This window comes from Actinoplanes utahensis (genome assembly GCF_016862455.1).
Taxonomy (GTDB): domain Bacteria; phylum Actinomycetota; class Actinomycetes; order Mycobacteriales; family Micromonosporaceae; genus Actinoplanes; species Actinoplanes utahensis.
Genome location: NZ_BOMZ01000136.1, coordinates 1 through 1,998 on the forward strand (window position 1 = coordinate 1; position 1,998 = coordinate 1,998).

Consider the following 1,998-nt stretch of genomic DNA (forward strand, 5'->3'; position numbering starts at 1 on the left):
GGACAGGGCTCGGGGCAGGCTACTTGTGTCGCCGTCGGAACCCGACCATGCAGGAGTGGCGGAGGACCTGACGACACCGCCAGTCGCACGCAGGAACGGACGCTTCGACTGTCAGTCGTGGAACTCGAAGCCGCGTGCCCGGGCCGCCTCCATCAGGTGCCGCAGGCGATTCTCGTCGACCGCAATCGCGTCGAGCCGGGCGGCCAAGTCATCGAGCACGCTTCGATCGCTGCTGTGGGCGAGGAATGCGCCCGCTTCCGAGTCGGTCCAAAAACGCTCATGAAGGGCTGGAGCCTCGATGGCGACGACCAGCTCCGTAATCCCTTCCCAGAACGGGCCGTTGGGCTCATGGCCGAGGGCGACGATCGCCTCGTCGACCGGCGTCGTGCCCGCGACCAGGTACAGACGAAATTCACCCGGCGCAAGCTCTTCTACCTCGATCGAAGTCATCCGCAGATCCTGGCAGATCAAGCGACGAACTTTTCCGTGGATGCTCATCACAGGAACCAGCAGCCCCAAGATCAGACGTCCTCTCATGCCGCAGGTAACGCATGCTGCGAACCACGAACCGCATAGCGCAGCGTCACGATGCAGCGAACTCAGCGCCCCTCGTGGTGGGGCCACCTGAGGCCGCCCCGTCGGAGCGGAGCCACCGCAGGCCGCCAGAATCAGCACCAGCGCATTCACACCGACCACCAAGCCGGTCACCTTGGCCCCGCCAGCACGCCAGCCCCACACTCGCCAACGCCGCGACTAACCTCATCACGAACCCGATGAAGCCTCGCCTGGTCATCCGGGCGTGCCGTGACTTTGTGATACTTCCCGCGTGACATCCCTGACCTTGCAGGCATACGTAGGTGGCGATCTCCACATCCCGCGGAGTCAGGAGGAAACGTCCGCCTTGATCGACCGCGCGTTCCGAGAGCAACGGTCCTGGGCGCCCGGGCGTGGCGCAGGCGACGAAACCGACTTCTTTTTCGTCGAAGGGGGCCTCATACCGTCGCGCCAGGCTCCGAACAGCACCCTTATGGTGCGGGTGAACGCCTCGACCGGTCTTGGCGCGCTCATTTGGTTCGTCAACACGTTGCGCGCGGATGCATCCGGGAGGCAGGACGATCAGTGGATCTGGGTCACCGACAACGCCGACCCCGCCGACGACGATCCGTTGGTGGCCGCGGAGCCACACGAGCTGATCGGTGTCGGGCCATCGGTCGTACTGCCGGTCGCTGAAATCCGTGCCGCGGTGGAGGAGTATTGCCGGGCCGGCACGGGCGAACGCCCGGGCTCGGTGTCGTGGGTGCACGGTAACAATCTCGGCGAGCGCGACGACCGGCAGTGGAAGCCACCGGACTACTCGGACGAGCGGGTCGCCCAGATTGCACCGTACCCGGAGAAGATCCGGGCGCTCGCCGCTCTGCAGCTGTACCGGATGCTTCCGGTGGTAGAGGCGGCCAGGGCTGCCTTCGCCGGCGCGGCCCGGCAGATTCTCGATGCGTGCCAAGCCGGCACCACCGCGCCGGAATCCGCGATTGCCACCGTCCAGCCGTTCGCCGACGTAGAGGGCCCGGTGGTGGGACCCGGCTGGTTCCTCTGGTCGCTGGGCTTCGAAGTGGCACAGTTGTCGCTGCTCGCGGCTGGTGCCGGTCCGGCCAGTAACCCCGCGGGGTCGGTCGTGATCGGCACCAGCAACTTCTGGCATACCTGCAATCGCCTGCTGTGCTTCGGGGAGACCGCTACTGACTGGGACCTGGTGACGACGTTCCGCAGGATCGAGGACAACGGGCGCCGCCAGGAATTCGAAAAGGTCCTCGCCACGCACGATCCGGCCGCGGTGATGCGCCGCGACCTCGCTACCTGGGCCGAGCAGCGACCCCTACTAGACACCGTTGGCCTTGCTGTGGCCCGTGCTGCCGCCTGATAACAAGTAGCAAGGCCCCTTCATCGGCACCTGCTCGGTGCAGGCGGACCAAGTCACGAGCGGGACCAACGCGCTGTCAT

The 1,998-nt window shown here is 66.1% G+C and carries 2 protein-coding genes; one reads left to right on the forward strand and one right to left on the reverse strand.

The genetic code is table 11. The features are described 5' to 3' along the window. Nucleotides 1-111 precede the first annotated feature (111 nt). Entirely contained in the window at nt 112-450 is a 339-nt protein-coding gene (locus tag Aut01nite_RS42990) for an Imm51 family immunity protein (RefSeq protein ID WP_043530823.1), read from the reverse strand. A 376-nt stretch (nt 451-826) separates the two neighbouring features. Here Aut01nite_RS42990 and Aut01nite_RS42995 point away from each other — a divergent pair, with 376 nt between their 5' ends. Then, a complete protein-coding gene (locus Aut01nite_RS42995) occupies nt 827-1,918 on the forward strand; it encodes an Imm1 family immunity protein (RefSeq protein ID WP_043530821.1) in 1,092 nt (363 codons plus the stop codon). Nucleotides 1,919-1,998 lie beyond the last annotated feature (80 nt).

Bases quoted from the DNA above. Each gene is read 5' to 3' on its own strand.
- Aut01nite_RS42990 (WP_043530823.1), bottom strand. From the start codon at position 450: ATGACTTCGATCGAGGTAGAAGAGCTTGCGCCGGGTGAATTTCGTCTG.